This is a genomic window from Alkalibacterium sp. 20 (genome assembly GCF_001885615.1).
Taxonomy (GTDB): domain Bacteria; phylum Bacillota; class Bacilli; order Lactobacillales; family Carnobacteriaceae_A; genus Alkalibacterium.
The window spans coordinates 1-3,766 of the sequence record NZ_LSRN01000073.1 but is presented as its reverse complement, the minus strand read 5'-3'; the positions used below and the strand labels follow the sequence as shown (position 1 = coordinate 3,766).

Here is a 3,766-nt window from a genome sequence, read left to right as displayed (position 1 = left end):
CATCGGGATTTTCTTTCAACCATAATCGATAGTCTTTTAAATTGATTTTTTGTTCTTTCAAAATATCGTATTCAATTTCTGAACCATAATTATCTACTAATTTAAAATCATCATAAGAATCTACCTCAGCTTCTACCAATTCTGTCGCTTTTTCGCTGTTAAGATTAAAGACTATTATTGGCCGTGCATTATCATCATTTTTAAATCTTATCTTTTCTTCTATATTATTAATTCTAGCTTTAGTTAACGCCACAACATTATGGTTGGCTTCTTCAATTCTATTTAACATATCTTTATGCGTATCATCTGTACATACATTACCTATAGAATCATGAGCGTGATTTTGAACCACCTTTTTCCAGCAATGATTGATCAATTCGTTTTCATACCTATCACCTAAAGTCCATCCGATAGTACTTAACGGTTCTAAGACCTTTGATAAGCGTGTCTGTATTTTATAATTTTCTTGTTTAAAGTCAGTTCGCGTTCCAGCAATAGAACGATGGACTCGTTGCAAATGTGGCTTTCTAAAATCTCCCTCATATTCGCTCAATAAATCTTTGTTCTCTTTAACTTTATTTATATAGGAAGTCAAATTAGTAAGTTTAAAATCATAGTTTTCATCTTTGTATTTTTTGTTTAATTTATCTATTAATGAAGGCATTTCTTTTTTTACAGTAGCTTGATCTGAACCAGATAATAACAGTACGTTTCCTTCATAAGATCCCTCTAGTAAGTGATCAAGATTATAATCTAATGTTTCGTTTGTAACATCTAGATCATCAACCAACATGGAGCCATTATTGTATCCAGCCCATAAAACAGAACATATGACTTTGCTGTCAGCTGCACCTTCCCAAATAAACTCATTATTTTTAATGCTGTTCTTATCGAATCCTCTCATCGCAATAACACTGTCAATATTGAACTGATTTAATATTTGTGGAATGAATCGAGATTGACCGAAAGAATCCGGTAAATAGCCTTCATTCATTCTACTTCCAAATTCTCTGGAAATCATTTCCGATATCATTAAGTTACGTATCAAAGATTCCCCACTTGGTAAAAATTCATCTGGTTGAACATACCATGGACCGATGATAAGTCTCTCTTTTTCAACCAAATTCTTTATTCTCATATACATACTTGGTTTTATTTGTAAGTAGTCTTCTATCAAAGATGTTTGACCATCCAACATAAAACTACTAAATTCTTCATTTATTTCCAACGTATTTATTAGTTCATCCATAAATTTAATCAATCTGGTTCTGTATTCATGGAAATTCTTTTGCCATTCTCTATCCCAATGTGTATGACTTACAACATGAAAAGTTACTTTATTCAATATTTATCACTCCAATTACATTTTATATATAAAAAAAGCATTTATTCTTTAATACTAAAATAACTCAGTAACTTTATTTAGTAATTTTCAGAAAAATGCTTTTTATATAAGTTGAATATCAGTTTAAATAGTTATTTCAATATCGAACTCATCTTCTTTTGCAGCTTCAGCGTTTTCCTTAGTTTCACTTACTGGCGTTTTCAAGAAAATATGCAGTGTGGTTGATATTACTACACCCACTATTATCGCAAGTAAAAATATCGGAATATTACTAGCCATCGGAACCCCAAATACTCCTGAAACCCCGGCAGTTGACACTCCATATGCCATCATAATTGCTCCACCAATCGATGCACCTATGATATTGGCCCCGATTACCTTGATAGGACTTATGATTGCATAAGGGATCGTTGCCTCAGTAATTCCAACTAATCCTGATAGTATAGCTGCTGGAGCCATTTTTATTTCATTACTACTGTATTTATTTTTTGCAATTAATGAAGCAATCCCAACAGATAATGCCGGAACCATGATTCCCGGAAATACAGCTGCATTGGCTACAAATCCGATTCCACTCGGATCATTCCAAACTGCGAAAACAAAGGTGATCGCGATTTTATTTAATGGTCCACCCATATCTATAGCACACATTGCACTTAAAATTGCTCCAAGAAGGAACGCATACTGGGGTAATCCCGATAAGTTGATTAGATTATTTATTATAAAAGTATTCAATTCTCCCACAGTCAATGCAATTGGATACGCCATGATGAAGTACACTGCCCAACCAACCAGTACAGGAATGAATAAAGTCACTTTAATCGATTCCAAAATACTTGGAACCTTCACTTTTTTTGAATATTTAACTAAATAGCCTGCAATAAGACCACCTATCATAGCACCTAAAAATCCGCTTGCTGCTGTTCCTTCAATTACAGGTTGTGATGCGATAAGACCGCCAATAAATCCTGGTGCAATTGCGGGTTTATCTCCTATGGCATAGGCCACATAGCCTGCAAATATAGCAGGAATCAAGCCCATAATTACCCATGCAAAGCCATTGAGTGTTGAGATTAATTCGGATTCTACCCCTATATATTGTGTGAACATTCCAGTAAAAGCAATAGTCATACCAGCTATAACAATAAATGGGAGCATATAAGAAACACCTGTCATTAATGCTTGTTGTATTTTTCTCATTGTGAAACCCTCCTTATTCTTTATTCTCTAATTTTTCTTCAATTTTTCTTATCAGAGATTCTGCACTTTTGATTACGGTTCCAATTTTCACTTCAACTTTTTTAATATCTTTAAATCTTTCACTTTTTGCGATACCCACTTCTACTGCCAGTATGAGGATATCAGCATTTTTCACATCGGTAGGTGTTAATTCATTTTCAATACCTGTTGCTCCTTGTGTTTCTACTTTTATTTCATGACCACGTTTTTTTGCGGCATCTTCCAAAGCTCTCTTAGCCATAAAAGTATGAGCTACGCCTGTTGGACATGCAGTGATTGCTATAATATTCATTATCTTCTCCTCCTTATTCTACTGCCACCATTTTTTCAATTATATTTTTTGCCTCTTCTTCATCCTTAACAGTTTTAATCATTTTCTGATACTCACTATCCATTAAATTATATGACAGTATAGATAAGACCTTTAAATGATTATTATCTTTGTCATCGCTTGGAACTAAGATCACAAAAATAAATTTGACCTTCTCATCATCCATCGCTTGCCATTCAATTGGATTCTTCACTCTAACAAAAAATAAATATGGTGATATAAGACCTTCTACTTTACCATGTGGAATAGCTAATTCATTTCCGAAACCTGTAGTTACAACTTTTTCTCTTTCTTCTAGAGCTTCCTTAATAGTAATGGCTAAAACTTTTTCATCCATTTCATTATGAATAACTTCACAAAGTTCTGCAAAAAAAGATTTTTTATCTGTATACTTATTATTTAGATCTAGTATGACTTTTGTCTCGACGTTTATGCCCATTTGGTCTGCTCCTCTCTAGTACTTTTATACTTGATAAACATATGATACATATAAAATGTAAGCGTTTCAATAGATCGATTCTTTTTGACACTTTTGAAACTGTATTCTTATATAAAAGCAAATTATTCAAATGAAAATGATGACATATTCTTTTGAATATAAAAAAGTCATGATATAAAGGCGTATAAGCCGTTATGTCATGACTTTATTCATTTTCCTCAATATACCCAAATGTTTTTTTGAAAGTAGAATCAGCTGCTTTATCCTCAGATATCAAACTTCCAAAGACTATATCAATCATAATTAAAGGAACAAATTGCTGGCTAATAATGTTCTTAGATTTCAAGTAAATTTCATTTGGTAATATCAATGCGTTATTCACCTTATTAACTACATTCAAATTACTGTATAC

4 protein-coding genes and 1 pseudogene are annotated in these 3,766 nt (G+C 32.6%); all 5 read right to left on the bottom strand.

Translation table 11 applies throughout. The features are described 5' to 3' along the window. Positions 1-1,345 (bottom strand): annotated as a pseudogene (locus tag AX762_RS10990) (hypothetical protein); the annotation flags it as partial. 123 nt (positions 1,346-1,468) lie between these two features. Next, the gene (locus AX762_RS10985) at positions 1,469-2,545 is read right to left on the bottom strand and encodes a PTS fructose transporter subunit IIC (protein ID WP_071849180.1); all 1,077 of its coding nucleotides are present in this window, start codon (positions 2,543-2,545) and stop codon (positions 1,469-1,471) included. Between the two features lie 13 nt (positions 2,546-2,558). Beyond that, a complete protein-coding gene (locus AX762_RS10980) occupies positions 2,559-2,876 on the bottom strand; it encodes a PTS fructose transporter subunit IIB (RefSeq protein ID WP_071849179.1) in 318 nt (105 codons plus the stop codon). Positions 2,877-2,889: 13 nt separating this feature from the next. Beyond that, on the bottom strand, positions 2,890-3,354 hold the full coding sequence (locus AX762_RS10975; protein WP_071849178.1) for a PTS sugar transporter subunit IIA: 465 nt from the start codon (positions 3,352-3,354) through the stop codon (positions 2,890-2,892). Positions 3,355-3,559: 205 nt separating this feature from the next. Beyond that, positions 3,560-3,766 (bottom strand): hypothetical protein (locus tag AX762_RS13035; protein WP_218162508.1); only part of this gene is annotated, 207 nt, incomplete at its 5' end.